General features: G+C 73.1%; 22 protein-coding genes. 10 read left to right on the plus strand and 12 right to left on the minus strand.

Annotation, left to right across the window (positions count from 1 at the left end):
• Nucleotides 1-55: 55 nt before the first annotated feature.
• Entirely contained in the window at nucleotides 56-568 is a 513-nt protein-coding gene (locus ACIQVL_RS17485; RefSeq protein ID WP_403429076.1) for a phage tail protein, read from the plus strand.
• The gene (locus ACIQVL_RS17490; protein WP_403475702.1) at nucleotides 565-1,989 is read left to right on the plus strand and encodes an NADase-type glycan-binding domain-containing protein; all 1,425 of its coding nucleotides are present in this window, start codon (nucleotides 565-567) and stop codon (nucleotides 1,987-1,989) included. Before ACIQVL_RS17485 ends, ACIQVL_RS17490 begins: the two co-directional genes overlap by 4 nt.
• An 89-nt stretch (nucleotides 1,990-2,078) precedes the next feature.
• Here the strand turns inward: ACIQVL_RS17490 and ACIQVL_RS17495 are convergent, their stop codons facing one another.
• The 3 genes from ACIQVL_RS17495 to ACIQVL_RS17505 form a co-directional block, all read right to left on the minus strand.
• Nucleotides 2,079-3,026: a glycoside hydrolase family 26 protein gene (locus ACIQVL_RS17495; protein ID WP_403475703.1), complete on the minus strand. Its 948-nt coding sequence runs from the start codon at nucleotides 3,024-3,026 to the stop codon at nucleotides 2,079-2,081.
• Between the two features lie 76 nt (nucleotides 3,027-3,102).
• A complete protein-coding gene (locus tag ACIQVL_RS17500; RefSeq protein ID WP_403475704.1) occupies nucleotides 3,103-4,047 on the minus strand; it encodes a M23 family metallopeptidase in 945 nt (314 codons plus the stop codon).
• An 88-nt stretch (nucleotides 4,048-4,135) separates the two neighbouring features.
• Nucleotides 4,136-4,600, minus strand: coding sequence for a MarR family winged helix-turn-helix transcriptional regulator (locus tag ACIQVL_RS17505; protein WP_403475705.1), 465 nt, complete (start codon nucleotides 4,598-4,600; stop codon nucleotides 4,136-4,138).
• 126 nt (nucleotides 4,601-4,726) lie between these two features.
• On the opposite strand from ACIQVL_RS17505, the gene ACIQVL_RS17510 reads away from it, so the two are divergent.
• Together ACIQVL_RS17510 and gndA are read left to right on the plus strand one after the other, a co-directional pair.
• Nucleotides 4,727-5,692 carry a zinc-binding alcohol dehydrogenase family protein gene (locus tag ACIQVL_RS17510; RefSeq protein WP_403475706.1) on the plus strand — a complete coding sequence of 322 codons (966 nt, stop codon included), beginning with the start codon at nucleotides 4,727-4,729 and terminating at the stop codon, nucleotides 5,690-5,692.
• 79 nt (nucleotides 5,693-5,771) lie between these two features.
• Nucleotides 5,772-7,211 (plus strand): NADP-dependent phosphogluconate dehydrogenase, encoded by a 1,440-nt coding sequence (gndA, locus tag ACIQVL_RS17515; RefSeq protein ID WP_403475707.1) that lies wholly within the window; start codon nucleotides 5,772-5,774, stop codon nucleotides 7,209-7,211.
• A 54-nt stretch (nucleotides 7,212-7,265) separates the two neighbouring features.
• On the opposite strand, the gene ACIQVL_RS17520 is transcribed toward gndA, so the two are convergent.
• The gene (locus ACIQVL_RS17520; protein ID WP_403475708.1) at nucleotides 7,266-8,306 is read right to left on the minus strand and encodes an NlpC/P60 family protein; all 1,041 of its coding nucleotides are present in this window, start codon (nucleotides 8,304-8,306) and stop codon (nucleotides 7,266-7,268) included.
• 198 nt (nucleotides 8,307-8,504) lie between these two features.
• Here ACIQVL_RS17520 and ACIQVL_RS17525 point away from each other — a divergent pair, with 198 nt between their 5' ends.
• Together ACIQVL_RS17525 and ACIQVL_RS17530 are read left to right on the plus strand one after the other, a co-directional pair.
• Nucleotides 8,505-9,563 carry a chitinase gene (locus ACIQVL_RS17525; protein ID WP_403475709.1) on the plus strand — a complete coding sequence of 353 codons (1,059 nt, stop codon included), beginning with the start codon at nucleotides 8,505-8,507 and terminating at the stop codon, nucleotides 9,561-9,563.
• Nucleotides 9,564-9,777: 214 nt separating this feature from the next.
• Nucleotides 9,778-12,312, plus strand: a complete 2,535-nt coding sequence (locus ACIQVL_RS17530; RefSeq protein ID WP_403475710.1) for a hypothetical protein — start codon at nucleotides 9,778-9,780, stop codon at nucleotides 12,310-12,312.
• 85 nt (nucleotides 12,313-12,397) lie between these two features.
• On the opposite strand, the gene ACIQVL_RS17535 is transcribed toward ACIQVL_RS17530, so the two are convergent.
• Nucleotides 12,398-13,570: a right-handed parallel beta-helix repeat-containing protein gene (locus ACIQVL_RS17535; RefSeq protein WP_403428827.1), complete on the minus strand. Its 1,173-nt coding sequence runs from the start codon at nucleotides 13,568-13,570 to the stop codon at nucleotides 12,398-12,400.
• A 203-nt stretch (nucleotides 13,571-13,773) separates the two neighbouring features.
• On the opposite strand from ACIQVL_RS17535, the gene ACIQVL_RS17540 reads away from it, so the two are divergent.
• A complete protein-coding gene (locus ACIQVL_RS17540; RefSeq protein WP_403428830.1) occupies nucleotides 13,774-14,628 on the plus strand; it encodes an LLM class F420-dependent oxidoreductase in 855 nt (284 codons plus the stop codon).
• Between the two features lie 17 nt (nucleotides 14,629-14,645).
• On the opposite strand, the gene ACIQVL_RS17545 is transcribed toward ACIQVL_RS17540, so the two are convergent.
• The 3 genes from ACIQVL_RS17545 to ACIQVL_RS17555 form a co-directional block, all read right to left on the minus strand.
• Complete coding sequence (locus tag ACIQVL_RS17545) at nucleotides 14,646-15,254, minus strand: TOPRIM nucleotidyl transferase/hydrolase domain-containing protein (protein WP_403475711.1); 609 nt, start codon at nucleotides 15,252-15,254, stop codon at nucleotides 14,646-14,648.
• Nucleotides 15,255-15,554: 300 nt separating this feature from the next.
• Nucleotides 15,555-16,442 (minus strand): PhzF family phenazine biosynthesis protein, encoded by an 888-nt coding sequence (locus ACIQVL_RS17550; protein ID WP_403475712.1) that lies wholly within the window; start codon nucleotides 16,440-16,442, stop codon nucleotides 15,555-15,557.
• A gap of 29 nt (nucleotides 16,443-16,471) precedes the next feature.
• Nucleotides 16,472-17,251, minus strand: coding sequence for a TetR/AcrR family transcriptional regulator (locus ACIQVL_RS17555; RefSeq protein WP_403428839.1), 780 nt, complete (start codon nucleotides 17,249-17,251; stop codon nucleotides 16,472-16,474).
• Between the two features lie 101 nt (nucleotides 17,252-17,352).
• Here ACIQVL_RS17555 and ACIQVL_RS17560 point away from each other — a divergent pair, with 101 nt between their 5' ends.
• Nucleotides 17,353-18,771, plus strand: a complete 1,419-nt coding sequence (locus tag ACIQVL_RS17560) for an FAD-dependent monooxygenase (protein ID WP_403475713.1) — start codon at nucleotides 17,353-17,355, stop codon at nucleotides 18,769-18,771.
• A gap of 13 nt (nucleotides 18,772-18,784) precedes the next feature.
• Here ACIQVL_RS17560 and ACIQVL_RS17565 read toward each other — a convergent pair whose 3' ends face one another.
• Nucleotides 18,785-19,363: a TetR/AcrR family transcriptional regulator gene (locus ACIQVL_RS17565; RefSeq protein WP_403475714.1), complete on the minus strand. Its 579-nt coding sequence runs from the start codon at nucleotides 19,361-19,363 to the stop codon at nucleotides 18,785-18,787.
• A 153-nt stretch (nucleotides 19,364-19,516) separates the two neighbouring features.
• Between ACIQVL_RS17565 and ACIQVL_RS17570 the strand changes: the two genes are divergently transcribed.
• Complete coding sequence (locus ACIQVL_RS17570; protein ID WP_403475715.1) at nucleotides 19,517-20,536, plus strand: aldo/keto reductase; 1,020 nt, start codon at nucleotides 19,517-19,519, stop codon at nucleotides 20,534-20,536.
• Between the two features lie 86 nt (nucleotides 20,537-20,622).
• Here the strand turns inward: ACIQVL_RS17570 and pip are convergent, their stop codons facing one another.
• On the minus strand, nucleotides 20,623-21,585 hold the full coding sequence (gene pip, locus ACIQVL_RS17575) for a prolyl aminopeptidase (RefSeq protein ID WP_403475716.1): 963 nt from the start codon (nucleotides 21,583-21,585) through the stop codon (nucleotides 20,623-20,625).
• 323 nt (nucleotides 21,586-21,908) lie between these two features.
• Here pip and ACIQVL_RS17580 point away from each other — a divergent pair, with 323 nt between their 5' ends.
• The gene (locus ACIQVL_RS17580) at nucleotides 21,909-22,319 is read left to right on the plus strand and encodes a hypothetical protein (RefSeq protein WP_403475717.1); all 411 of its coding nucleotides are present in this window, start codon (nucleotides 21,909-21,911) and stop codon (nucleotides 22,317-22,319) included.
• A 139-nt stretch (nucleotides 22,320-22,458) separates the two neighbouring features.
• Here the strand turns inward: ACIQVL_RS17580 and ACIQVL_RS17585 are convergent, their stop codons facing one another.
• Together ACIQVL_RS17585 and ACIQVL_RS17590 are read right to left on the minus strand one after the other, a co-directional pair.
• Entirely contained in the window at nucleotides 22,459-24,858 is a 2,400-nt protein-coding gene (locus ACIQVL_RS17585) for a SpoIIE family protein phosphatase (protein WP_403475718.1), read from the minus strand.
• Between the two features lie 112 nt (nucleotides 24,859-24,970).
• On the minus strand, nucleotides 24,971-25,462 hold the full coding sequence (locus tag ACIQVL_RS17590) for a MarR family winged helix-turn-helix transcriptional regulator (RefSeq protein WP_403428856.1): 492 nt from the start codon (nucleotides 25,460-25,462) through the stop codon (nucleotides 24,971-24,973).
• Nucleotides 25,463-25,514 lie beyond the last annotated feature (52 nt).

The raw sequence follows: 25,514 nt of genomic DNA on the forward strand, positions 1-25,514 counted from the left end.
GCCTCCGTTGAGAGGGTCCATCGACGGGCTCGGCTCCTCCGTCCCGATCAGCGCGATGCTCCCCGCGGTCTTCGCCGACGACGACCTCGCGCTGCGCTTCGTCGCGGGCCTGGACGACGTGATCGCCCCGATCCCGAACGCCCTCGACTGCCTGCCCAGCTACTTCGACCCGGCGCTGGCCCCGCTGGACTTCGCGGAGTGGCTCGGCACCTGGGTCGGCGCCGAGACCGACGGCACGGAGTCGGAGCCCCTGCTGCGCGCGGCCGTGGCCGCCGCCGCCTACCTGCACCGCATCCGGGGCACCCGCTGGGGCCTGTCCGAGACGGTCCGGCTGGCCTTCGGCGTGGCACCGGAGATCACGGAGAGCGGCGGTGCCGACTGGAACGCCCGCCCGCTGGGCGCCTTCCCCGGCACTCCCCGTCCCGGTCTCCACGTCCACCTCACGCTGCCCTCCCCCACCCCGGCCGACGAGGTCCGCCTGGAACACCTCGTGGCCGCCGCCCGCCCCGCTCACATGCCCTACACGGTCCAGGTGACCGCGTCCGCCGAAAGGACCCCGCAGCCATGACGACCAACCGGAACTGCACGGAGTGCGGCACGGTCGCCGAACCGGGCCAGTCCTTCTGCGACGCCTGCGGCGCGGTCCTCAGCTGGACCGGCACCAACGAGCAACCCGCACAGCAGCCCCCCGCCGACGCCGGTTCCGCAGCCCCCGCCTGGGACGCCTTCACCCGCAGAGACGGCGGCACCGGCCTCCCCCAACGAGACGCCCGGACAACGACAGCCACCGCCCCGGCAGAACCGCCCGCCCCAGCGCCCCTTCAGGGCCACGGCGACCCGTCAACACCGCCCGCCCCAGCACCCCTTCAGGGCCACGGCGACCCGTCAACACCGCCCACCGCAGCGCCCCTTCAGGGCCACGGCGACCCGTCAGCACCGCCCACGACAGCGCCCCTTCAGGGGCGCGGGGAACTGCGCGACCAGCCCCCACCCACCGCCACGTCCCCCACAGCCGAAACTACCCCCCTCCCCACCTCCCTCCCCACCCCCCACCCGCAGCCCGAAGCCGGCGGCCCCGCACCCACCCCCGAGCAGGAGCGTGCCCGCCGCCTCCTCATCCCGGTGAGTGAACCCACCCCCACCCCGGCCCCCCAACCCATCGCCCCGGTCCTCCCCGGCCGCCCCACCCCCCAACGCCCCGCCGCCGTCCGCGCCCCCGGCGAGGACCTCGGCGCCCACGGCGGCACCCCCTGCCCCTGGTGCGCCACCCCCAACCGCCCCGACCGCCACTTCTGCACCCGCTGCGCCATGCCCATGGCCGGCCACCCCGACACCGGCCCCGCGGCCCGCCGCCCCTGGTGGCGCCGCATCTTCGACTTCCGCCACAGAGAGACCCCGTGGGCAGGCGACCGCCCCCGCCTCCGCCGCACCTTCGACCGCGTCCTCACCTGGATCGTCGCCGCCGTCGTCCTCACCGGCGTCACGGTCCTGGCGATCAACACGCCGAAGGCGGTGAGCGCCACCCGCGACCACTTCGCCAAGCGCGCCCCGGTCTCCCCGGACAGCTACCGCGCCTCCCGCGCCTACGCCGGCCACAAGCCGGAACTGCTCTTCGACAAGCTGAACAACACGTGGTGGGGTCCGGGCATCGCCGGGGCCGGCGAGGGCGAGTGGGTCGAGGCGCACTTCGACGAACCGGTCCGGCTCCTGAACGTCGTCATCACCTCCGGCGAGTCGACCCACAACGAGCAGCTGAACAAGTCGGCCCTGCCGCACCGCCTGACGGCGACCATCAAGACCTCCGACGGCAAGACCGAGACCCGCGAACTGACCCTCGACCAGGCGGCCGGCGGCCAGACCCGCGACCTGCGGGCCGCGGACGTCGTCTCCGTCCGCTTCACGATCGACTCGTCGTACCAGACGTCGACCCGTACCCAGGTCGCCATCGCCGAGATCGAGTTCTTCGGCCCGTCGAGCGCGAACTCCTGAGCGGGCCCGGCGAAGTCCGCTGCGGTTCGGCAGCGCCCCGAAGCGCCGCGGACGCTCGACGACATGACACGGCAGTTCCGGCGGAGCGCTCAGCTCCGCAGCAGGGACCGGTACACGGCCGAGGACCTGGGGTTGCTCCGGCAGCCCCAGACACCGTGCGGGCAGTAGTCGGTGATCGTCTGGTAGAGCGGGCGGTTGGTGGCGAACCAGTCCAGCATGCCGCGCAGGTACGCCGGATCGTCGCCGTTCTCGTACAGCCCCCACTCGGGGTAGGAGACCGGTTTGCCGTGGGTCCGGGCGAAGTCGGCCTGGGCCCGCAGCCCGTACGGCTCGGCGACCTGCTCCTGGAACGACATCCCGCGCGGGGCGTCGTACGCGTCCATCCCCAGCACGTCCACGTACCCGTCCCCCGGGTAGCACCTGGTCCAGGGGACGGCGTCCCGGCCCCGGTTGGGCGCGAAATCGAACCGGAACCGGGCGCCCGGCACCGACCGCATGGCCGTCACGATCCGCCGCCAGTACGCCCGCCAGGCGGCGGGGTCCGGGCCGCAGCGGTGGGTGTAGGTGTCCCCGTTCATCTCCCAGCCGAGCACGACGACGGTGTCCGGCGCGCCCACCGAGACCAGCCGGCGGGCCAGCGCACGGAAGTGGACGTCGTACGCACCGCCCGCCCCGAGCCGCAGCCGGCGGCGCACCTCGGCGTCGGGGACGTGTGCCTCGGTGCCTTCCAGCATCGGCACGTTGAGGACGAGGAGCCGGTCGGGTTCGGCCTGCCGCCAACGGGCCCACAGCCGTACGAAGTCCGGGGCGCCCTCGATGTTCCGCCACACGTCACCGGGCAGGTAGGTGTGCCCGACCCGGGGCGGGTCGCGCAGCCAGCTCCCGAGCGCCGCCACCCGGCGTACCCCGTCCGCGCCGTACCCGACGTACGCCCCGAAGGGCCCGGGTGCGGCGGGCCGCGGGGTCTCCGGCCGGGACACGGGCAGCAGCAGGAGGGCGACCAGCACGGCGACCCACAGGAACCTCAGACGTGCCATGGGAGGCAGTCTGGCCGCTCCTCGCACGGGGGTCACGGTATGTGGTCATACCGTGACCCTGTGCGCTTTCGGCGTGCTACGGCCGTGTGACCGGCGCCCGCAGTGCCGGCGGACTCCGCCGTGCCGTCAGGTTCCACAGTGCCGCCGGATCCCACACCGACGTCGGCAGCCAGTGCGTCAACGGGGTTCCCTGGTGTGTCGGGGTTGCCGGGGGTGCCGGGGTCCCGTGCGGCTTCGGGATCTTGTGCGGCTTCGTGGGCGTGTGCTGCTTCACCGGCCGGCCGTGCCCCGGCGGGGCGGTCGACGGCGCCGGACCCGCGACCGCGGTGGCCGCAGCGGACGCGTTGGCCGAGGCGCCCGGGGCCGGGCGGGGGTGTGCCGGGGACGGCTTCGCGGGCACGCTCACGCCGTGGTGCCGCAGCCACGGGAGCGGCGGTACCTCGGAACCGAGGTGCCGGGTGGTGCGGACCTCGAAGTGCAGGTGGGGACCGTCCGCGTTGCCGGTGGAGCCGGCCGCGCCGATCCGCTGGCCCGTCGAGACGTGCTGGCCGCGGCGGACGTTGATGACGGACAGGTGGGCGTACTGGGTGTAGTAGCCGTCGGGATGGTGTAACACGACCTGGTTGCCGAAGGCGTCGCCGCAGGTCGCGGCCACGACGTTGCCGGGGCCGACGGCGTAGACGGGCGTACCGGTGTCGACCGCGAAGTCCTGGCCGGTGTGCCGGTGCTGCCAGAGGCGGCCCTTGGCCGCGTAGCGGGCGGAGAGCCGGTACCGGACGGTGGGCGCGGTCCAGCGGGCGGTGCGGGCGGTGCGGTCGGTGCGGTCGGAGTGAGCGGTGCGGTGGCCGCCGCCTATGGCGCGGTCCGCGCCGTACTCGTGCGCAGCGGGTGGCGGGCTGCTGCGCCGGCCGAAGGCGCACGGGGCCGGGCGCTGGTCGGCCTTGGCGGGCGTGGTGAGGAACGCGCCGGTCAGGAGGAGCACCAGCGCGGCGGTGAGCAGCCGTAGATCATCCGTTCGCATCTTCGGATCCTCTGACGACCGGCTCCCCGAGGTGCGGCCCCACGCGCCCGGCGCCGCGACTTTCGCCTGTTCGGATGATCGGCCCGGCTCAGATTTCGGTGTGGTGGTTCACCACCGCGCTCGCGAGCAGCGAGAGCCGGGCGCGCTGGGCGTCGGTGAGGTGGGCCGCGAGGTCCCGGATCTGCCGGTCGGCGAGGACCGCGCACTGCTGGGCCAGCTGCTGCCCCTGGGGGGTGATCGAGACCAGGAAGCTGCGCCGGTCGTGCGGTGCGGGGGTGCGGCGGACCAGGTCCCTGCGCTCCGCGCGGTCGACGAGGCCGGTCATGCTGGACTTGTCCAGGCCCAGGTGGTGGGCGAGTTCCTGCATGCCGGGCGTGCGGTCGCGGAGCACGCCGAGCAGCCGCAGCTGGATGACCGACAGTCCGTGGTCCGCCGCGACCTTCCCGAGCGCGCCCTGCACCAGGAACGACAGCTGGACGAGGCCGTCCACGAGTCCCAGGTCCTCGATGTCCCCGTCCGCGCCCGGTGTTTCGGCGACTGGCTTGTTCTGCATGGTCACATCCTACGGGTATTAGTACGTGCCGCCAACTACTTGACTTGGTACGTGGTGCCAACTAATTTAATTGGCGTCACGAACTAACTGGCGTCATGAACCGACGTCACCTACCGAGGAGTGGACATGCATGCTGCCGTGGTCCGTTCGTTCGAGCTCCCGCCGCGCTTCGAGGAGTTCCCCGTCCCCGAGCCGGGGGAGGGCAGGCTGCCGGTGGAGATGATCGCCGCCGCGCTGCACCCCCGGGTCCGCTCCGGTGCCAACGGCACCCACTACACCAGCGACGGCCGCCTCCCCCTGATCCCCGGCGTCGACGGCGTGGGCCGGCTGCCCGACGGGCAGGTCGTGTACTTCGTGGCCGACGACGGGGACCCCGGCACCATGGCCGAGCGGAGCGTCCTCGACCCGCGCCGGGCGGTCCCGCTGCCCGCCGGTGCCGACCCGGTGACCGTCGCCGCGGCCATGAATCCGGCCATGTCGTCCTGGGTGGCGCTGCGCCGCCGGATCACCCTCCAGCCCGGCCAGGGCGTTCTCGTCCTCGGCGCCACCGGCAACGCGGGCCGGATGGCCGTACAGATCGCCCGGCACCTCGGCGCCGACCGGGTCGTGGCCGCCGGCCGCGACCCCGAGCGCCTGGAGCTGCTCGGCGGCCTGGGCGCCACCGACGTGGTCTCGCTGGCCGGCGACCCGGACCAGGCCGACGCCCGGCTCGGCGAGGCCGCCGCGGACGTCGACGTCGTCCTCGACTACACCTGGGGCACGCCCACCGAGCGCGCCCTCCCCGCCGTCCTCACCCGCCGCACCGACCGCAGCGCCCCGCTGGACTGGATCCAGATCGGCGCCACGGCCGGCCCCGGGATCTCCCTGCCCTCCGCCGTGCTGCGGATGGCGAACCTGCGGCTCATGGGCAGCGGCCAGGGCTCGGTCACCGCCCGCGGCATCGTCGCCGAACTGCCGTCCCTGATGACCGAACTGACCCGCGGCACCCTCACCGCCGACGCCCTGCCGGTGCCGCTCGCCGGCGTCGAGGAGGCCTGGACCGCCCCCGTCGAACCCGGCCGCCGCCTGGTCTTCACCACATCTCCCAGGTGATCGTCCCGGAACTGAACGCCCGCCCGCCCACCACCCGTACCTCCGGGCACAGCACGCGTCCGCAGAACGGAGTCCCCCCGTGAACGCATCCGCAGCCATCGGCGTGACCGGCCTCGGCGTGATGGGCCGCAACCTGGCCCGGAACTTCGCCCGGCACGGCTACCCGGTCGCCGTCCACAACCGCACCCCGGCCCGCACCCGCGCGCTGATCGAGGAGTACGGGAGCGAGGGCGACTTCGTCGGCGCCGAGACCGCCGCCGAGTTCGTCGCCGCCCTCGAACGCCCCCGCCGCCTCATGATCATGGTCCAGGCGGGCGCCGCCACCGATGCCGTCATCGACGAGTTCGTGCCGCTCCTCGAACCCGGCGACATCGTCATCGACGGCGGCAACGCCCACTTCGCCGACACCCGCCGCCGCGAGGCCGCGCTCCGCGAGAAGGGCCTGCACTTCGTCGGCGTCGGCGTCTCCGGCGGCGAGGAGGGCGCCCTGCACGGGCCGTCGGTCATGCCGGGCGGTTCCGCCGAGTCGTACGCCGTCCTCGGGCCGATGTTCGAGGACATCAGCGCGAAGGTCGGCGGCGAGCCGTGCGCCACGCACGTCGGCGCGGACGGCGCCGGGCACTTCGTGAAGATGGTCCACAACGGCATCGAGTACGCCGACATGCAGCTCATCGCCGAGGCCTACGACCTGCTGCGCCAGGTCGGCGGATACGCGCCGGCCGAGATCGCCGGCATCTTCCGGGAGTGGAACGGCGGCCGCCTCGGCTCCTACCTCATCGAGATCACCGCCGACGTCCTCGCGCACGTCGACGCCGCCACCGGCGCGCCCTTCGTCGACGTCGTCGCCGACGCGGCCGGGCAGAAGGGCACCGGGCGCTGGACCGTGCAGACCGCGCTGGACCTGGCCTCCCCGGTGACCGCCATCGCCCAGGCGACCTTCGCCCGCGCCGCTTCCGGCCGCGGCGCGCTGCGCGCCGCCTACGCCGGGCTGCCCGGCGGCACCACGCCCCCGCTCAGCGCCACCGAGGCCGACCGGTTCGCCTCCCGCGTCGAACACGCCCTGTACGCCTCGAAGGTCATCGCCTACGACCAGGGCTGGACGGTGATCCAGGACGCGGCCGCCGAGTACGGCTGGAAGATCGAGCTCGGCGCGGTGGCCAGGATCTGGCGGGGCGGCTGCATCATCCGCGCGTCCTTCCTGGACCGGATCCGCGCGGCCTACCGGGCCGACCCCGACCTCGTCAGCCTGCTGGCGGAGGAGGAGTTCGCGAAGGAGATCGCCGACGCCCAGGTGCCGTGGCGGGAGACGGTCGCGTCCGCGGCCCGCCGGGGCATCCCCGTCCCCGCGTTCTCCGCGGCCCTCTCCCACTACGACACCCTCCGCGCCGCCCGGCTCCCCGCAGCCCTCCTCCAGGGCCAGCGCGACTACTTCGGCGCGCACACCTACGGCCGCGTCGACAGGCAGGGCGCCTTCCACACCCACTGGGCGACCGAGGGCCGCCCGGAGACAGAGGGCTGAGGAAATGCCCTGACGGGGTGCTGGGAACCCCCAGCACCCCTGACGCGGCGTGTGTCAGACGCGGACGCCGAACATGAACGGGCCGCCGATGGTGGACATCGACTCGTAGCGGACGACCGTGCCGGTGCGCGGGGCGTGCAGGATCTGGCCGTTGCCCGCGTACAGGCCCACGTGGTGCAGGTCGTTGAAGAAGAAGACCAGGTCGCCGACCTGGAGGTCGGACGTCGAGTAGATCCTGGTGCCGATCGCCGACTGGGACTCGGAGGTACGGGGTATGGAGACGCCGGCCTGCGCGTAGGCCCAGGAGGTCAGGCCCGAGCAGTCGAAGGAGGACGGGCCGGTGGCGCCGTAGACGTACGGGGTGCCGAGCCTGGTCTTGGCGGCCGCGAAGGCGGCGGCGGCCCTGCCGGTGGCCGAGGTGTCGTTGCCGAGGTCCACCCGGTCGCTGGCGGAGCGGCTGGCGCGGTCCTGCTCGGCGGCGAGCGCGGCCTTCTCGGCGGCGGTGAGGCTGTTGAGCAGCTTCTGCGCCTCGGCGAGCTTGGCCTGGACTTCCTTCTTCTTCTTGCCGAGTTCGGTGCGGGTGGCGGCCAGGTCCTTGAGCTTGCCGGTGGCCTCGGCCCGCTCCTGGGCCAGTTCGCGCTGTTTGGCCTGGATCTTCTTCAGCGTCTCGACCTGCTGGCCGCTCAGCTGGTCGAGGGCGGACGCCTTGTCCAGGTAGCTGTCCGGGTCGGAGGAGAGGAACAGCTGGAGGGACGGGTCGATGCCGCCGCTGCGGTACTGGGCGGTGGCCATGGAGCCGATGCCGTCGCGGAGTTCGTTCAGCTCGTCCTGCCCGCGGGCGACCGAGTCCTGGAGCGCGGATATCTGCTTCTGGAGCTTCTCCTGCTTCTCCTTGGCCCCGTTGAACTTCTCGGTGGCCTGCTCGGCCTCCTCGTACAGCTTGTCGACCCGGGACTTGACCTCGTTCTTGCTCGGCTTCTCGCTGGGCGCGGCGTTGGCCGCCTGTGCGCTCAGCGCCACCGCGGCAGCGGCGGCGGAGGTGAGCACGGTGACACGGGCACGGCCCGGCTGCTTGGCACGACGGTGGGACGCCACGGAGGCGAGCTCCTTCCGAGCAGAGGTTCGGGCAACAAACCCTAATGACTCTCTTATGGTCAGTTCAAATCTTCGCATGAAAATTCTTGGCCGGAACTGACCGGAGGCGGCCGCCTCCTGACACCTCATCGAACGAAAGGGTCTGGTGGTTGTAAAGAACCTTGACAGTCAATTGGTCTAGTCCAACTATGGGCGTCCATGAGACGCACTCGTGCCCTGCACGCCCTGCCCGCAACCGCCCTCTCCGCCGCGCTCGTTGCCCTCGGGGCAGACGCCGCGCACGCCGATCCGCACGCCGCCTCGCACCACGTGAAGCCCATGCCCGCGCACGTCGCGGCCCCCTACTTCGAGGCCTGGACCGGCGACAGCCCCGCCGCGCTCGCCGCCGAGTCCGGCAACAAGTTCCTCACCCTCGCCTTCCTCCAGACCCCCGCCGCGGGCTCCTGCACCGCCGACTGGAACGGCGACGCCACCCAGCCCGTCGCCCAGGGCACCTTCGGCGCCGACATCGCCGCCCTCCAGGCCCGCGGCGGCAACGCCATCCCCTCCTTCGGGGGCTACGCCGCCGACACCACCGGCACCGAACTCGCCGACAGCTGCACCGACGTGGACGCCGTCGCCGGTGTCTACGAGAAGCTCGTCACGACGTACGGCATCAGCCGCATCGACCTCGACATCGAGGCGGACTCACTCGCCAACGCGGCCGGAATCGACCGCCGCAACAAGGCGATCGCCAAGGCCGAGCACTGGGCCGAACGCACCGGCCGCCCGCTCCAGTTCTCCTACACCCTGCCGACGACCACCAAGGGCCTCGCGGACAGCGGCCTGGCCGTCCTCCAGAACGCCGTCGCCAACCACGCGCGCGTGGACGTCGTCAACATCATGACGTTCGACTACTACGACGGTGCCGCGCACGACATGGCCGCCGACACCAAGACCGCCGCCGACGGCCTGCACGCCCAACTCCACGCCCTCTACCCGCACAAGAGCGCCAAGGACCTGTGGGGCATGACCGGCGTCACCGAGATGCCCGGCATCGACGACTTCGGCCCCGCGGAGACCTTCACCACCCAGAACGCCGCGACCGTCGAACGCTGGGCCGCCGCCCGGGGCATCGACACCCTCTCCTTCTGGGCCCTGCAGCGCGACAACGGCGACTGCGTCGGCACCGGCGGCGCCAACGCCTGCTCCGGCATAGCCCAGGACCCCTGGTACTTCAGCCACACCTTCGCCAGGTTCGGCGGCCCGCGCCGGTAGGCGATTCGCCGGAAGTGCGGCGGTGTGCCGTCCGTGGCGCCGTCGTCGCTGGTCGCGCAGTCGCCCGCGCCCCTGCGGGGGCGCGGATGCGCGGGCCGGAGTCTTTGCCGGAACATGGCGAAGATCAGGTTTTCGGACAACGATCCGGCCACCGGGACCGGTTATCTTCCGCACAGCCACCCCACATCCTGATCACCCCTTTCCCCGGAGCTCCATGCGCCTCAAGCAGGTCTCGCTCTCGGCGGCGATATCCGTCGTCGCCGGGCTGACCACCGCCGCCGTCGGCCTCACCGGCCCCGCCGCCCTGGCCGACAGCACGGCATCGCTGCCGCTCGCGCACTTCGCGCACATGGTGGCCGACCCGGCCCACCAGCACCTCTTCTTCAGCCAGGGCGCCGGTTCCACCGGCATCCTGGTGACCGACCTGTCCGGCACCCCGGTCACCACCATCACGGACGAGCAGGGCGCCACGGGCCTCGCGCTCTCCGCCGACGGCTCGACCCTCTACGCGGCCCTCGCCGACGGGGACGCGGTCGCCGCCGTCGACACCGCGACGCTCACCGAGTCCACCCGCTACCCGACCGGCACCGGCAGCGCGCCCGTCTCCGTGGCGGTGGCGGGCGGCAAGGTCTGGTACGGCTACGAAACGGCCGACGGCAAGGGCGCGATCGGTTCCGTCGACGCGTCCGGCACGGTGTCGACGCCCTCGCTCTCCCACTGGTCGGTCCCACCGCAGCTGGCGGCCGGCGGCGGAGTGCTCGCCGCCGAGGAGCCGCTGCAGAGCCTCAGCCACGTGGCGACCTTCGACGTCTCCTCGGGCACGGCGACCGCCAAGGCCGACACGGACGTCTTCGGCGGCACCGCGACCGGGCTCCAGGTCACCGGCGACGGCGCCACGGTCCTGCTCGCCGCCGTCCAGCAGCCCGCGCTGCAGGTCTACCGCACCTCCGACCTGATGCGCGCCAACCCGGCCCCGTACTACACCGGTGCCGTGGGCCCGGACTCGCTCGCGATCGACACCGACGGCACGATCGCCTCGGCCAGCACCGCGGGCCTCTACCTCTACGCCGGTTCCAACCTGGCGGAGAACCACGTCACCTTCCCCGACGGCACCACCGTCGCCCCGGACGGCCTGGCCTGGGGCGGCGACGGCACCACCCTCTACGCCGTCACCCGGGACTCCGCCGGCGCCTACGCCCTCGACGTGCTCGGCTCCGCGAAGCTCACCGACACCACCCTCACCCTGAACTGGCCCCGGTACGCGGTCCCCACCCAGCAGTTCACCTTCACCGGCACCCTGGCCACCAGGGGCATCCTCCCGGCCGGCGCCGCCCTCCAGGTCACCCGCGACGGCGAGCCCCTGCCCGACACCACGGTGGGCGCCGACGGCACCTTCGCCGTCAGCGACACCCGGCAGGACGCGGGCACGTACACGTACCAGGTGTCGTACGCCGGAGACACCACCCACCGTCCCGCGACGGCGGACCTGAAGGTCTACGTGGCACGGCTGTCCACGACGGTCGTCGCCACGGAGATCGACTCGGCGAGCCCGCGCTCGGTCGTCATCAAGGGCACGCTCACCCCCGAACTGGGATTCGGCAGCTTCCCGCAGGGCACCGCGATCGACGTGTCCCGGATCGACGAGGACACCCAGGAGACCGTTCAGCTCCCCTCGGTGACCGTCGACCCGGCCACCGAGGAGTTCACGGTGACCGACGCGCCGGAGGCGGCCGGGTGGTTCACCTACCGCCTCTCCTACGCGGGTGACGCCACCCACGAAACGGGCGCCGACGACGTGAGCCTGACGGTCTCCGCCTACGCCCCGGCCCTCACCCTGAAGGCCCCCGCGACCGCCACCCGCGCCACGGCCCTCTCCTTCACCGGCAAGCTCGGCGACGCGCCCTACCCCGCCGGCGAGACGGTCACCGTCACCCGCACCGACGCCGCCCACACCACGACCCCGGCGACCTGGACCGCGCCCGTCGCGGCCGACGGCACCGTCACGGTCAAGGACACCCCGGCCGTCGGCGGCGCGAACACCTACACCGTGAGCTACCCGGGCGACGCGGCCCACAAGGCGGCCACCGCCTCGGCGATCGTCCAGGTGTCCCGCGCCACGTCCACGGTCACGGTCACCACGGACAAGTCGACGTACGCCTACGGCGCGACGGCCACCGTCACCGCCCACCTGGGCACCACGTACAACGGCCGTACGGTCTCGGTCTACGCCACTCCCGCGGGCGGTAAGAAGACGCTGCTGAAGACCGGCACCGTGGACAGCAAGGGCAACCTGAAGGCGACGTACAAGCCCACCCGCTCCACCGTCTACACGGCGTCCTTCGGGGGCGACTACCGCTACGCCCCCGCCACGGCCACCCACTCCGCCGCCACCCAGGTGAAGATCGCGGAGCGGCTGGGCAGTTACTACACCAGCACCACCTACAGCGGGGTCACCTACCGCGTCTACCACCACACCGTGCAGCCGCAGGTGGTCGGCACGGTGACGCCGGACAAGTCCGGGCAGTGCATGAAGTTCCAGGCCCAGGAGTACTACAGCGGCGCCTGGCACACCATCGGCACGTCCTCCTGCTTCTCGATGGCGCCGGGCAGCACCGGCGTGACCCACCTGGTCCTCACCCACGCGGTGAACCAGCGGTTCCGGGTGCGGACGGAGTACGTCCACAGCTCCAAGGACACGAGCAACGCGGACACCTGGGGCGGCTGGCTGTACCTGACGGTACGGAACTGAGCCGCACGCACCGCCGGTCCGGCCCGGGCGTCCACACCCTGTGGACACCCGGGCCGGGTCGTTCTCCGGGAGGGTCTGCGGATTCCTACGGATTGACCACCGTCCCGCCGAAGGTGACGTTCAGCTTGCCCGACGAGGCGAAGGACCAGCCGAGGGCGCCCGCGTAGGAGGCGCAGCGGGAGCCGTTGGTGCCGGTCCAGAACTGGTTGGAGCTGTCGGCGTCGCCGACGGTCTTGTCGTTGGAGCCGTCGACGGCGAACCGGCACGAGGTGTCGGTCCGGAACACCGAAGTGCCCTTGTCGAAGGAGAAGTTGCGCTCGGCGTTGTCGATGCCCACGTTGTTCGAGACGGTCATCGTGCCCGGGTTGCTGTTGTAGGTGAACCCGTGATGGCCGTTGCCGTAGGCGATGTCGTGCCGCACCAGGTGGTTCACGGCGATGTCGTCGCCGCCGAGCTTGTAGCCGTTGCGGTCGCCGTCACCGCTCTGACTGCCGTCGCTGAGCGTGCCGTTGCCGTAGGAGAGCGAGTACTCGATGGTGACCGGGCCGATGGCTCCCGTGTCGGTCTTGGTGTACAGGTCCCAGCCGTCGTCGATGTTGTGGTGCGAGACGTCGTACCGGAACACGTTCCCGGTGCCGGTGGTCAGCTTGGCCGCGAAGCCGTCGGCGTCCTCGCCGTCGCTGTCGGCGTTGTCGTGCGACTCGGAGCTGACGACCAGGTTGTCCGCGGGCCACTGGCTGCTGGGCGTGCTGGAGGAGATCCGGCCGAGCTGGAGTCCCGTGTCGCGGTTGTACGCGGTCACGGTGCGCTCGACGACGTTGTGGCTGCCGCCCACGTAGACGCCGTTGTCGCCGGCGTGCTCGACCGTGAGGCCGTACAGGTGCCAGTAGTCGGCGAAGAGCTGGATGCCCCGGTTCGACGAACTCTCGCTCTGCGCGCCGAAGTCGAGCACCGGGGTCTCGCCCGGGTAGGCGGAGAGGGTGGTGAGTGCGCCTGCGGAGCCGTTGGCGCCGGCCGGGACGGTCACGGTGGCGGAGTAGGCGTACGTCCCGCCGCGCAGGTAGATGGTGCCGCCGGCGGCGATACGGCCGATCGCCGAGGTGAGCGTGGTCGGCGCCGACTGGGTACCGGCCGCGCTGTCGGTGCCGCTCGGTGCCACGTACAGCACCGTGGACGCGGCCTGGGCGGGGCCGCCGGACAGCGCGACGAGCGTGCCGGCGAGCAGGCCGACGGCCGCGATGACTGGTCTCACGTGCATCGTTCGTCTCCGTTCGTCTCCGTGCGGGACCTTGCGGAAAGCGCTTTCTCTGCGAAGCTAGAAGGGTGCTGTGGGCACGTCAATAGTCATGTATGTAAAAGCAGTTCATGAATGTGTCCTCATGTGTGTCCACATGTGGTCCTTCCGGGGATATTTCGACGGTGATCGGAATACGGGTCCCGGCCCCCTCGGTTGTCCGGGTCATGGACGAGATCCCGGAGCAGATCGACCTCGGCGCCCTCGGTGTGTGGCGCCACGACAGGACCCCACCCGAACTGGCCGTCGCGCTGGAAGGCCTGGGCTACGGCACCCTCTGGCTGGGCAACGTGACCGACCCCGACCTGACCGAAGCCGAAAACCTGCTGAACGCCACCGACCGCCTGGTGGTGGCCACCGGCATCGTGAACATCTGGTCCAACCCGGCCGACCGCGTCGCCCGCGCGTACCGGCGCATCGCCGAACGCCACCCGGACCGCTTCCTGCTGGGCATCGGCGCCGGCCACCCGGAGGCCACGAAGGAGTTCGTACGGCCGTACGAAGCCCTCAACGCCTACCTGGACGTCCTCGACGCGGGCGGTGTCCCGGTCACCCGGCGCGCACTGGCGGCCCTCGGCCCCCGCGTCCTGCGGCTGGCCGGCGACCGCACCGCGGCCGCGCACCCCTACCTCGTCACCCCCGAGCACACCCGCCGGGCCCGCGGACTCCTCGGCGCCGGACCGCTCCTCGCCCCCGAGCAGAAGGTGGTCCTGGAGACCGACCCCGCCGCGGCCCGCGCGATCGGCGACGCCACGCTCGGCCTCTACCTGGGCCTGGCCAACTACGTCGGCAACCTGCGCCGCCTCGGCTTCGACGACACCGACTTCGCGGACGGCGGCAGCGACCGCCTCTTCGACGCGCTCATCGTGCACGGCGGCCCGGACCGGGTGGCGGAGGGCGTCCGGGCGCATCTGGACGCGGGCGCCGACCACGTGGCGGTGCAGTTGCTGCACGCCGACGGCGCCGACCCGCTGCCGGGGTACCGGGCGCTGGCGGAGGCGTGGCAGCCGAGGGGCGAGTAGGCCGCGGGCCCGGGTGGTCAGACGGCCGTGAGCAGGGCGTCGAGCGGTGCGGGGACCTGGTCGGGGTCCAGGGCCTCGACGAGGACCCGGCCGTAACGGATCTTGCGGCCCGACGTCGTACCGAGGAAACGGCGCAACTGCTGCTGCGCGGTGCGGCCCTGCTGGGCGGGCTGGTTCAGGAAGGTGCGCAGGGCGCGGTGGTCGCCCTCGGCGCGGGCGAGTTCGGCGACGCGCGGCGGGCCGAGGGCGCGGACCAGTTCGTCCTCCAGGTCGGCCGCGCAGACGAAGACGCCGTCCGGTGCGGCGCCCGCCCGTGCCAGGCCGCGGGTGTAGCAGGGGAGTTCGCGTTCGTCGCAGAGCCCGGTCAGGCGCAGGCCGAGGCCGGGCGGCCCGAGGAGGCGGGCGAACCGGCCGGCGTTCATCGCCCCGCCCATCGGCAGCGCGCAGACCCCTTCGGCCGCCAGGTCCCGGCCGCGCCGGGCGGCCAGCGCCTCGACGGCCGCGAGGTCGCTGGGCCCTTCGAGCAGCACGGCGACCCGGACGCCGAGCCGGCCGGCGAGTTCCCGCGCGGGCTCCCCGGGACCGCCGCGGTCCCACACGCCGACGGCCTCCCGGAAGGCCGCCATGCCGGGCGAGCGGGACGGGCGGGGCGAGCAGGACGGGCGGGGCGTGCGCGCCGGGTCTGCGCCGTTCGCCGCGTCCGACGCTTCCGAGGTATCCGACGCTTCCGAGGTATCCGATGCGTCCGCCGTATCGGATGCGTCCGGCGTATCGGATGCGTCCGCCGTATCCGTCCTGGGATCCGTCATGGGGCGAGTCTCCGCCCGGGGCCGGGGGCGGTGCCACGGAATATCCGGGGCGTCGGCGCCACGGGGACCGCGGGGATACGTCCGGGGGCGCTGCCGACACGGCGGAGGCCGCGGGCGTCAGACGATGCGGGCCCCGGTGCCGCCGACCTGCACGCGAGGGTCGCCTGCGCGCAGGGTGACCGTCAGTTCGCCGGGGCGGCCCAGGTCCTCGCCCTGGTGGAGGGTGAGGACCGCGTCCTCGGGAACCAGGCCGAGCTCACGGGCGTAGGCGCCGAACGCGGCGGCCGCGGCGCCGGTCGCCGGGTCCTCGACGACCCCGCCGACGGGAAACGGGTCACGGACGTGGAAGACGGTGGCCGACTCCCGCCACACCAACTGCACGGTGGTCAGGTCCAGGCGGTGCATCAGCGCTTCGAGACGCGCGAAGTCGTAGGCGAGGTCCGCCAGCCGGGCACGGGTCGCCGCCGCGAGCACGAGATGGCGGGCGCCGGCGAACGCGATGCGGGGCGGGAAGGCCGGGTCGAGATCGGCGGCCGGCCAGTCGAGTGCGGCCAGCGCCTCCGCGAGGTCGGCACCCGCGATCTCCTCGGTGTGCGGCTCGACGCTGGTGAGCGTGGCCAGGACCGTCCCGCCCTCCTCGGTCACCGCCACCGGCACGGTGCCCGCGCGGGTGGCGAACACCAGCTCTCCGGGGCCGGTCCGCTCGGCGAGCGCGACGGCGGTCGCGATGGTGGCGTGCCCGCAGAACGGCACCTCGGCCTTGGGGCTGAAGTAACGGATGGTGTACGCCCGTCCGTCCCCGTCCCCGTCCCCGCCGCCGAGGCCCGCCGGAGGCGCGGTCAGGAACGCGGACTCCGAGTAGCCGAGTTCGGCGGCGACGGCGAGCATGGCGGCGTCGTCCAGACCGGTGGCGTCCAGCACGACGCCGGCGGGGTTGCCGCCCTCGGGGGAGCTGGAGAAGGCGGTGTAGCGCAGGATCTCGGGCCGGGGCGCGTTCGTCGTCATGGTCGCGGCAACGTGGGGCGGCCCGGGGGCTATTCCTGGACGGGGCGGGGTTCCCGGTGCCGGGTGGCGGTGATGCCGGCGAGGACGAGATCGATGCCGGCGAGGAACTGCTCGCGGTCGTCGTGCCCGCGGATCTGGTCCGCGACGGCCCGGGTGAACGGGAACTCGTCGGCGTCGAGTTCCTCCCACGCCGTCGATACGGTGTCGAGGAAACCGGCGCGGTCCACGCCGGGCGGGAGAGCGCGGCCGGTCGCGGTGTTCACGGCGTTCTGGCCGGCGGCGCCGAGGACGTAGTGCACCAGCGCCGAGGTCACCGTGAACCAGCTGCTCTCGGGCACGTCGAGGGCGCGGACCTGCTGACCGATGCTCTCGAAGATCCGTGGCGTCACCGTCCCCCAGGGGCTGCGGGAGAGCTGCGTGGCGAGCTGCGTCGCGAGCCACGGATGCCGCGCGATCGCGTCGAACAGCCCGAGCGCGACCGCCCGGACCCCGGCCTGCGGCGAGACCGGGGTCCCTGCCTCCTCCGACGGTGACGGCGGGGCCTCGACGGCGGGCGCGACGGCCACGGCGGCGGGCCTGACGGCCACGGCGGCGGCGACGACCGCGTCCGTGGCGGCGGTGAGCAGCTCGTCCTTGTTCGCCACGTGCCAGTAGATCGCCCCGGGCCCGGTGGCGAGGCGCTCGGTCAGGGCCCGGAACGTCAGTCCGCTCTCACCGGCCGTGTCGAGCAGCTCGACGGCGGCCTCGACGATGCGCTCGCGGGAGAGCGCGTCCGTGCGCCGCTGTGACCGGCGTGTCCGCGTTGCCATGGGCCCATCTTGACACGCCTGGAGCGACGTTCCAACATGGAACGTCATTCCAGGCTGGAATGCCGTTCCACTCCACTTCGGTCCACTCCCTGGGAGTCCCCATGCGTACGCCCGTCACGATCATCGGAGCCGGACTCGGCGGCCTCACGCTCGCCCGCGTCCTGCACGTCCACGGCATCCAGGCCACCGTCTACGAGGCGGAGGCCTCTCCGGCGGCGCGGGCACAGGGCGGGATGCTCGACATCCACGAGCACAACGGCCAGCCGGCGCTCCGCGCGGCCGGCCTGTACGAGGAGTTCCGCGCCCTCGTCCTTGCGGGACGCGAGGCGACCCGGGCCCTCGCCGCCGACGGCACCGTGCTCTTCGAAGAGGGCGACGACGGTACGGGGAGCCGCCCCGAGGTGCTGCGCGGCGAGCTGCGCCGGATCCTGCTCGAATCCCTTCCGGCCGGCACCGTCCGCTGGGGCCACAAGGCCGCCGCCGTCCGCGCCCTCGGCGGGGGCCGCCACGAGGTGTCGTTCGCCGACGGCACCACCGTCGTCACGGACCTGCTGGTCGGCGCCGACGGCGCGTGGTCACGGGTACGGCCGCTGCTGTCCGCCGCCGTACCCGCGTACACCGGCACCTCGTTCGTCGAGACCTACCTGTACGACGCCGACACCCGGCACCCGGCCACCGCGAGGGCGGTCGGCGGCGGGGCGATGTTCGCGCTCGCGCCGGGAAAGGGGATCCAGGCCCACCGGGAGACCGGCGGGACCCTCCACACGTACGTGGCGCTGCGCAGGTCCCCGGAGTGGTTCGCCGACGCGGGCTTCACGGGGGCGATCGGTTCCGCCGGTTCCGCCGGTCCCGCCGGTTCCGCCGGTTCCGTCGGTCCTGCCGGTCCTGCCGGTTCCGCCGGTTCCGTCGGTCCTGCCGGTTCCGTCGGTTCCGTCGGTCCCGTCGGTTCCGTCGGTCCTGCCGGTCCCGTCGGTTCCGCCGGTCCCGTCGGTCCCGCCGGTCCCGCCGGTCCCGTCGGTTCCGCCGGGGCTGACGCGGCCGCCGCCCGCATTGCCGCGGAGTTCGACGGCTGGGCCCCGGAGCTCACCGCGCTGATCACCGACGGGGAGACCGCGCCGGTCCTCCGCCCCCTGTACACCCTGCCCGCCGAGCACCGGTGGGACCGGACACCGGGGGTGACCCTGGTCGGCGACGCCGCCCACCTCATGATCCCGAACGGCGAGGGCGCCAACCTGGCGATGTACGACGGCGCCGAGCTCGGCAGGGCCCTCGCGGCCCGCCCCGACGACACCGAGGCCGCGCTCACCGCGTACGAGCAGGCCATGTTCACCCGCAGCGCCACCGAGGCCGCCGACGCGGCCGCCCTCCATGAGCACATGTTCGGCGAAGACTCCCCGCACGGGCTGATCGCCATGTTCACCGGAGCCGGAGCCGGAGCCGGAGCCGGAGCCGGAGCCGGAGCGGGAACCGGAACCGGAACTGGAGCCGGAGCGGGAGCCGAGGCCGGGCGGACTGCGTGAGGGGCGCGGTGCGTCATGCCGTGTGGCGCAGCCCCGTGACGAGAACGCCGACCAGGCGGCGGGCGTCGTAACCGGGGTCGTTCTCCGCGCCGATGCAGAGGTTGCCGACGCCGCGCATCAGCTCGACGGCGGCCAGGTCGGTGTGGATCTCGCCGGATTCGGCGGCCGCGTCGAGGAGCCGGGTGCACACGGGGACCAGGCTGTCCAGGAAGTAGGCATGCAGAGCGTCGAAGCCCGTCTGGTCGGCGCGCAGGGCCGCGGCGAGTCCGTGCTTGGTGACCAGGAAGTCCACGAAGAGGTCGATCCAGCGGCGCAGCGCTTCGTACGGGCTCGGGGCGTCGGCCAGCAGCGCCGGGCCGGCCTCGGCGCAGGCCTCCACCTGGTGCCGGTAGACGGCGATGACCAGGTCGGCGCGGGTCGGGAAGTGCCGGTAGATCGTCGCCGTGCCGACGCCCGCACGGGCCGCGATGTCCCGTACCGGCGTCTCCACGCCCGACGCCACGAACGCCGCCGCGGCCGCCTCCAGCAGGGTCGTCTCGTTGCGCCGGGCGTCCGCCCGCCGGGGCCGGACCGCCTGCTCCTCGTCCTTCATCGCGCGTCCTTCGTCGGGCGTCCTTCGACGGGTGCTCCGTCCGAGGTCACTCTATCGGGGCGTTGTCAAACGGGACAGTGTTCCGTATCGTCGAAGACATGAAACGGGACGTCGTCCCGCTTGTGTTGAGTGTGCCGTGTGAGGAGAACAGCCATGCAATACCGCACCTTGGGCCGTACCGGTGTACAGGTCAGCGCGCTCGGGCTCGGCGCGATGAACTTCGGGGCGATCGGGCGGACCACCCAGGAGGAGGCGACCGCGATCGTCGACGCCGCGCTGGACGCCGGGATCAATCTGATCGACACCGCCGACATGTACGGGCAGGGGGAGTCGGAGGAGATGGTCGGCAAGGCGATCGCGGGCCGCCGCGACGACATCGTGCTGGCCACGAAGGCCGGCATGCCGATGGGGGACGAGCGCAATCACCGGGGCGGATCACGACGGTGGCTGGTCACCGCGCTGGAGAACAGCCTGCGGCGGCTCGGTGTCGACCACGTCGACCTCTACCAGGTACACCGCTGGGACCCGGCCACGAGTGACGAGGAGACCCTGTCGGCGCTGACCGATCTGCAACGCGCGGGGAAGATCCGCCACTTCGGCTCCTCGACCTACCCGGCGTACCGGATCGTGCAGGCCCGGTGGGCCGCCCGTGAGCACGGCCTGGGCCGGTACGTCACCGAACAGCCCAGCTACTCCCTCCTCCAGCGGGGCGTCGAGTCCCATGTCCTGCCCGTGACCGAGGAGTACGGGATGGGCGTGCTGGTGTGGAGCCCGCTGGCCTCCGGCTGGCTGTCCGGCGCCGTGCGCAGGGGCCGGGCCGTCACCACCAGCCGCGCCACACTGCTGCCCGACCGCTTCGACCTCGCGCTGCCCGCCAACCAGGCGCGGCTCGACGCCGTGGAGCGGCTGGCCGCTGTCGCCGACGGTGCCGGGCTGACCCTGATCCAGCTCGCCCTCGGCTTCGTGACCGCACACCCCGCCGTCACCAGCGCCCTCATAGGCCCGCGCACCCGGGACCACCTGCACTCCCAGCTCGCCGCCGCCGACACCGTCCTCTCCGCGGACGTCCTGGACGCGATCGACGCGATCGTCGCCCCCGGCACCGACCTGGCCGCGCACGAGAAGTACGACACCCCGCCCGCCCTCCTCGACCCGGCCCTGCGCCGCCGCTGAGGGGCAGAGGGGCAGAGGGGGCGAGGCGCGGAGGGGCGGAGGGGCGGAGACCCAGAGGGGGACAGGGCGCCGACAAGCTGGTGTGCCTAGCGGCCCTCACCGAACCGGGCGATCGCCGCGAGGACCGCCCGGTGCATCGCGGGACTGCCGGTGTGCCCCGCGTCGTCGATCACCTGCAGCTCCGCGTCCGACCAGACCTTCGCCAGTTCCCACGCGGTCTTCAACGGGCTGCCGATGTCCAGCCGGCCGTGGATCAGCACTCCCGGAATGCCGGCCAACCGGTGGGCGTCCCGCAGCAGCCGGCCGTCCTCCAGCCAGGCGTCGTGGCTGAAGTAGTGCGCGCAGATGCGGACGAAGGCCATCAGGGCGTCGTCGGGGCGGTCGCTGTAGGCGCCGGGACTGCCCAGCGCCTCGTGGGCGATGACGGCGTCCTCCCAGGTGACCCAGGCGCGGGCCGCGCGGCCCCGGACCGTGGCGTCCGGACCGTTCAGCAGCCTGTTGTAGGCGGCGACGAGATTGCCGTCGCGGTCGGCGGGCGGCAGGTGGTCGCGGAAGGCCTCCCAGGGGCCCGGGAGCAGGCGGCCCACGCCTCGGTAGAGCCAGTCGGTCTCCTCGGGGCGGGTCATGGTGACCCCGGCGATGACGATCTCGGAGACCCGCTCCGGGTGGCGTTCGGCGTAGGCGAGGATCAGTGTCGAACCCCAGGAGCCGCCGTGCAGGAGCCAGCGTTCGACGCCGAGGTGTTCCCGCAGCCGTTCCATGTCGGCGATCAGGTGGTCGGTGGTGTTCTGCGCGAGACCGACGGACGGGTCGGAGGCGTGCGGGCGGCTCTCGCCGGAGCCGCGCTGGTCGAAGAGGACGATCCGGTACACGTCGGGATCGAACAGCCTGCGGCTGTGCCGCCGCCCGCCGCTGCCCGGCCCGCCGTGCACACAGAGGGCGGCCTTCCCCGCTGGGTTGCCGCTGGTCTCCCAGTAGACCTGCTGGTTGTCCCCGACATCGAGGAGGCCGCGGGCGTAGGGCTCGATGGGCGGGAAGTCCTCGGGCATGGTGCACTCCTTCCGGAAGGGGGCGGGAACAGCCTTTCATCCTGCCCGAGTTGGGCGAGTAGGAGATCGCGAAGGCACCGCGAAGGCACCGCGAAGTCGCCACGCCGAGATCGCGAAGGCACCGCGAAGGCACCGCGAAGGCACCGCGAAGTCGCCACGCCGAGACCGCGACGGCACCGCGACGGCATCGCGAAGTCGCCGCGTAGGCATCGCGCAGGCCCGGCAGGTCCGCGCGGGCGGTCGCCGCACCGGCGTGCGTACTCGGGTCGGTCTGAGTATCCGCACTCTGTCCGGTACCCGTGCCTGGCCGGAACGCTGGGGGCATGGGACTTCAGATGCCCGTTCTGCGGGCGGCGGCGCCGGCACTCGTGCTGGCCGGGTTGTCGGTGGTGGCCTGGGCCGCCTGGCTGGGCTGGGACCAGCAGCAGGAGGTGCGGGCCGACGGGTCGGTCAGCGGGCCGTACCAGGCGTGGCAGGTCGCCGGGCTGGTCGCGACCCTGCTGGCGGCGGTGTGCTGCGCGGCCGCCCGGGGGCACAGTGCCGCTGCCGTGGCCGGGACGACCGCGGGGCTGACCCTCGCCGCCTACGTCGACTGGTCGGGCGAGGCCAGTGGGCTGTTCCTGGTCGGGGTGGTGCTGGTCATGGCGGGGAGCTTCGTCGCCTCCGCCGTCGCCTCGGCCGTCGTGTCCGCCCTGACCGACACGCTGCGGCGCGACCGGCCGCTCACGCGGTAGGTCACCCGGCTCGCCCCGCGCATCACGCGCATCACGCGCATCACGCGCATCACGCGCATCACGCGCATCACGCGCATCACGCGCATCACGCGCATCACGCAGGTCACGCAGGTCACGCAGGTCATGCCGGTCACGCGGCTCACGCCGGCAGGGGCTGTTCCGCCCAGATCGTCTTGCCGGTGGGGGTCTGGCGGCTGCCCCAGCGTTCCGAGATCTGGGCGACCAGCAGCAGGCCCCGGCCGCCCTCGTCGTAGACGCGGGCGCGGCGCAGGTGCGGGGCGGTGCTGCTGCCGTCGGAGACCTCGCAGATGAGGGAGGCGTCGCGGATCAGGCGGAGGGCGATCGGGCCGTCGCCGTAGCGGACGGCGTTCGTGACCAGTTCGCTGACGATCAGTTCGGTGGCGAAGGCCGCGTCCGTTAGGTCCCAGGCCGCCAGCTGTTCGCTGGCCATCTTGCGGGCCCCGGCGACCGCGGCCGGGTGCTGGGGGAGCTGCCAGGTGCGGACCTTCGAGGTGTCCAGGGCGGAGGTGCGGGCGAGCAGGAGGACGATGTCGTCGGCCGGACGGTCGGTCAGGACCGTGTGCAGGACGTGGTCGCAGGTCTCCTCCAGGGGCGCGGCCGGGTCGGCGAGGGCCCGGCGGAGCAGGCCGAGACCCACCTCGATGTCGTGGTCGGCGGTCTCCACCAGGCCGTCGGTGTAGAGGGCGAGCAGGCTGCCCTCCGCGAGCTCCACCTCGGCGGACTCGAAGGGCAGGCCGCCCAGGCCGAGTGGCGGGCCGGCCGGGAGGTCGAGGAAGCTGACGTCGCCGCCGGGGGTGACCAGGGCCGGCGGCGGATGTCCGGCGCGGGCCATGGTGCAGCGGCGGGTCACCGGGTCGTACACGGCGTACAGGCAGGTCGCGCCGATGTCGCCGGCCGAGGCCGCCTCCGCCCGGCCGGGCACCTCCGGGCCCTCCTCGCGGTCGAGCCGGATGACCAGGTCGTCCAGCTGGGTGAGGAGTTCGTCGGGGGCGAGGTCGACGTCCGCGAGGGTCCGTACCGCCGTGCGCAGGCGGCCCATGGTGGCCGAGGCGCGGATGCCGTGGCCGACGACGTCGCCGACGACCAGGGCGACCCGGGCGCCGGAGAGCGGGATCACGTCGAACCAGTCGCCGCCGACGTCCGCGCCGGCCCCGGTGGGCAGGTAGCGGTAGGCCACCTCCGTCGCCGCCAGGCCCGGCGGCCGGCCGGGCAGCAGGCTGCGCTGCAGGGCGAGCGCGGTGCGGCGCTCGCGGGTGTAGCGGCGGGCGTTGTCCACGCTCACCGCGGCCCTGGCGACGATCTCCTCCGCGAGCCGCTGGTCGTCCTCGGTGAACGACTCGGGCGTGCGGTGCCGCAGGAAGTGGACGAGGCCGAGGGTGACGCCGCGGGCCCGCAGCGGGACCATCAGCACCGAGTGGATCATGTGCCGGGCCACGGACTCGGCGCGGGCCTGGGAGGTCCTGAGCCATTCCTGCATGCCGGGGTCGCCGGGCCGGTGCCGGGTGCCGTGGCCGGTGAGCAGGGTCCGCGTCGGGGGCGTGTTCACCGGGTAGTGGAACGCCTCGCCGGGGGCGAACACCGCCTCCGGGCAGCCCGCCAGCACCGACCGCTGGGCCGCCCGGCGTACGGCGACCGGTTCGCCCGGTGTCAGGGGTTCCGGCTCGTCGCCGAGGGCGACGGACTCCAGCAGGTCGACGGTGACGAAGTCCGCGAACCCGGACACGGCCGCCTCGGCCAGTTCCTCGGCGGTGCGGGTCACGTCCAGGGTGGTGCCGATGCGCAGGCCGGCGTCGTTGAGGACGGCCAGGTGGCGGCGGGCCCAGTACTGCTCCGTGGTGTCGAAGACGACCGCGGACAGGCCCTGCACCGTGCCGTCGTCGTCCTTCAGCGCGGAGAAGTACATCGACCAGGAGTGCTCCCGGGTCTCGCCGGGTGCCTGGGCGTGCTGCTCGTGGAAGATCGTCCGCCCGGTGCGCAGGACCTGCCGCTGGAGGCGGTCGTACTCGTCGAAGGGGAAGCTGGGCTCGATCTCCGACAGGGTCAGGCCCCGCATCTCCGCCGCGGGCAGGCCCATGATCCGGGACATGGCGTCGTTGGCGGCGACGAACCGGGCGTCGCTGTCGTAGATCGCCACCGGCGTGGGCAGCTGGGCGAGGGTGAGGTCCCACAGGGTGGCCGCGCCGGGCTGGTCGCGGCCGGCCACGGTCGTCCGCGGAGCACCCGTCACCAGCCAGAGCGGCCTGTCGCCCGTGTCCGCGAGCGGGATGCCCTGGAGGCGTACGACGATCCGGTCGCCGTTGCGGTGCAGCAGCGCCACCTCGGTGGACCAGCGCTGCCCGTCCGCGAGGTGCCGGCGTGCGGAGAGGGGCAGGTCGGCGGCGAGCAGCGTCAGTGCGGAACGGCCGACGACCTCGGCGGGCTCGTACCCGAGGAGCCGCCGGGCCCCCGCACTCCACACCAGTACCGCCCCGTCGGCGTCGACGACGACCGCCAGGTCCTCCGGTACGCGACCCTCCATGGTGCCTCCGGCTGTCCGGGTACCCCTCCCAGGATCCCGCCGCCCCGAACCCCCTACAACCGGCGGTTCGACCGGCTGCCCGTCCGAGAGGTGCCGTTCCGGCGTGCAGCCGTCAGCCGGTGGCCTCGCGCAGGGCCCGGTCGATCGCGGCCAGCGCGCCGGTCAGCCGTGCGTAGTCGTCGGCCGACAGCGGCCCGACGAAGAACTCCTCCACGACCCGGGCGTGTACGGCGACCGCGCCCAGGAACGTCGTACGCCCTTCGGCGGTCGGTTCCACCAGGGCCACCCGCCGGTCCCCGGGGGACGGCACCCGCCGGACCAGCCCGGCCTCCTCCATGCGGTCGATCAGGCGGGTGGTGCCGCTGCTGGTGAGGGTGAGGCCGTCGGCCAGCTGCCGCTGGGAGACCTCCTCGCCGGACCGCCGGCAGAGCAGGATCAGCACTTCCAGCATGGTGTGGCTGATCCCGCACTCCCGGCGCAGCGCGCTGTCGATGCGCTGCTCCAGGCGGGTGGCGGACGTGATCAGCAGCCCGAAGTCCCGGACGAGCGGGCTCTCGGCGGCGCGGGCGGCGGCTTCGGCGTCGTGCTGGGGCGTGGAGTTCATCGCGACCGACCTTACTGTGACCGCACTTACTGCTTCCTCAGACACTGATCTC

Origin of the sequence: Streptomyces sp. NPDC090499, from assembly GCF_044769305.1 — a bacterium.
GTDB lineage: Bacteria > Actinomycetota > Actinomycetes > Streptomycetales > Streptomycetaceae > Streptomyces.

Excerpts from the sequence above, each read along its gene's own strand:
- ACIQVL_RS17485 (WP_403429076.1), top strand. The coding sequence starts at position 56 with ATGCTCCCCGCGGTCTTCGCCGACGACGACCTCGCGCTGCGCTTCGTC.
- ACIQVL_RS17535 (WP_403428827.1), bottom strand. The coding sequence starts at position 13,570 with ATGCACGTGAGACCAGTCATCGCGGCCGTCGGCCTGCTCGCCGGCACG.
- ACIQVL_RS17525 (WP_403475709.1), top strand. The coding sequence starts at position 8,505 with ATGAGACGCACTCGTGCCCTGCACGCCCTGCCCGCAACCGCCCTCTCC.
- ACIQVL_RS17565 (WP_403475714.1), bottom strand. The coding sequence starts at position 19,363 with ATGAAGGACGAGGAGCAGGCGGTCCGGCCCCGGCGGGCGGACGCCCGG.
- pip (WP_403475716.1), bottom strand. The coding sequence starts at position 21,585 with ATGCCCGAGGACTTCCCGCCCATCGAGCCCTACGCCCGCGGCCTCCTC.
- ACIQVL_RS17490 (WP_403475702.1), top strand. The coding sequence starts at position 565 with ATGACGACCAACCGGAACTGCACGGAGTGCGGCACGGTCGCCGAACCG.
- ACIQVL_RS17500 (WP_403475704.1), bottom strand. The coding sequence starts at position 4,047 with ATGCGAACGGATGATCTACGGCTGCTCACCGCCGCGCTGGTGCTCCTC.
- ACIQVL_RS17540 (WP_403428830.1), top strand. The coding sequence starts at position 13,774 with ATGGACGAGATCCCGGAGCAGATCGACCTCGGCGCCCTCGGTGTGTGG.
- ACIQVL_RS17585 (WP_403475718.1), bottom strand. The coding sequence starts at position 24,858 with ATGGAGGGTCGCGTACCGGAGGACCTGGCGGTCGTCGTCGACGCCGAC.
- ACIQVL_RS17560 (WP_403475713.1), top strand. The coding sequence starts at position 17,353 with ATGCGTACGCCCGTCACGATCATCGGAGCCGGACTCGGCGGCCTCACG.
- ACIQVL_RS17570 (WP_403475715.1), top strand. The coding sequence starts at position 19,517 with ATGCAATACCGCACCTTGGGCCGTACCGGTGTACAGGTCAGCGCGCTC.
- ACIQVL_RS17495 (WP_403475703.1), bottom strand. The coding sequence starts at position 3,026 with ATGGCACGTCTGAGGTTCCTGTGGGTCGCCGTGCTGGTCGCCCTCCTG.
- ACIQVL_RS17590 (WP_403428856.1), bottom strand. The coding sequence starts at position 25,462 with ATGAACTCCACGCCCCAGCACGACGCCGAAGCCGCCGCCCGCGCCGCC.
- ACIQVL_RS17545 (WP_403475711.1), bottom strand. The coding sequence starts at position 15,254 with ATGGCGGCCTTCCGGGAGGCCGTCGGCGTGTGGGACCGCGGCGGTCCC.
- ACIQVL_RS17510 (WP_403475706.1), top strand. The coding sequence starts at position 4,727 with ATGCATGCTGCCGTGGTCCGTTCGTTCGAGCTCCCGCCGCGCTTCGAG.
- ACIQVL_RS17530 (WP_403475710.1), top strand. The coding sequence starts at position 9,778 with ATGCGCCTCAAGCAGGTCTCGCTCTCGGCGGCGATATCCGTCGTCGCC.
- ACIQVL_RS17505 (WP_403475705.1), bottom strand. The coding sequence starts at position 4,600 with ATGCAGAACAAGCCAGTCGCCGAAACACCGGGCGCGGACGGGGACATC.
- ACIQVL_RS17550 (WP_403475712.1), bottom strand. The coding sequence starts at position 16,442 with ATGACGACGAACGCGCCCCGGCCCGAGATCCTGCGCTACACCGCCTTC.
- ACIQVL_RS17555 (WP_403428839.1), bottom strand. The coding sequence starts at position 17,251 with ATGGCAACGCGGACACGCCGGTCACAGCGGCGCACGGACGCGCTCTCC.
- ACIQVL_RS17580 (WP_403475717.1), top strand. The coding sequence starts at position 21,909 with ATGGGACTTCAGATGCCCGTTCTGCGGGCGGCGGCGCCGGCACTCGTG.